Source organism: Falsirhodobacter sp. alg1, from assembly GCF_000739715.2.
In the GTDB taxonomy this organism is placed as follows: domain Bacteria; phylum Pseudomonadota; class Alphaproteobacteria; order Rhodobacterales; family Rhodobacteraceae; genus Falsirhodobacter.
The window spans coordinates 1-532 of sequence record NZ_BBJC02000089.1 but is presented as its reverse complement, the minus strand read 5'-3'; the positions used below and the strand labels follow the sequence as shown (position 1 = coordinate 532).

Annotated in this window: 1 tRNA gene and 1 pseudogene; one reads left to right on the top strand and one right to left on the bottom strand. The window is 54.7% G+C overall.

Annotation, left to right across the window (positions count from 1 at the left end):
- Window positions 1-201 precede the first annotated feature (201 nt).
- Window positions 202-277 (bottom strand) — tRNA-Glu (locus TR36_RS14345).
- Between TR36_RS14345 and TR36_RS14340 the strand changes: the two are divergent.
- Window positions 268-532 (top strand): annotated as a pseudogene (locus TR36_RS14340) (M16 family metallopeptidase); the annotation flags it as partial. The gene TR36_RS14345 and the pseudogene TR36_RS14340 overlap by 10 nt on opposite strands.

Here is a 532-nt window from a genome sequence, read left to right as displayed (position 1 = left end):
GCAGCCGCAGCGCCGTCAGGGCGGCGGCAAGGCCCGCCCCGGCAATGGCGATTTGTGTCTGCATCCAATCCTCATCCGGTTTCACGGAAAGGTAGCGGATACGTCTGAAAAGGCGAGGGGGATACTGGAAATATGCACGGATGGCGCGATAATAATATCGACTTGTCCGGCAACATTATCGCAAGCGATAAAAGGGTACCCTGGCAGCCCGTAGGGGAGTTGAACCCCTCTTTTCAGGTTGAAAACCTGACGTCCTAACCGATAAACAAGACCGGCTCGGCAGATGAAAAGGCGGGCGAATCCGGTGTGGCGCATTTCCTGGAGCATCTGATGTTCCAGGGTACGCAAAAAATGGCTCCGGGAGAGTTTTCGGCCACCGTTTCTGCGCTTGGCGGGTCGGACAATGCATTCACATCCTACGATTATACCGCATATTTCCAGCGCGTATCGGCAGATAATCTGGAACGGATGCTGACAATGGAAGCGGACCGGATGGAAAATCTGGATCTGTCGCAACCCATCGTAGACAACG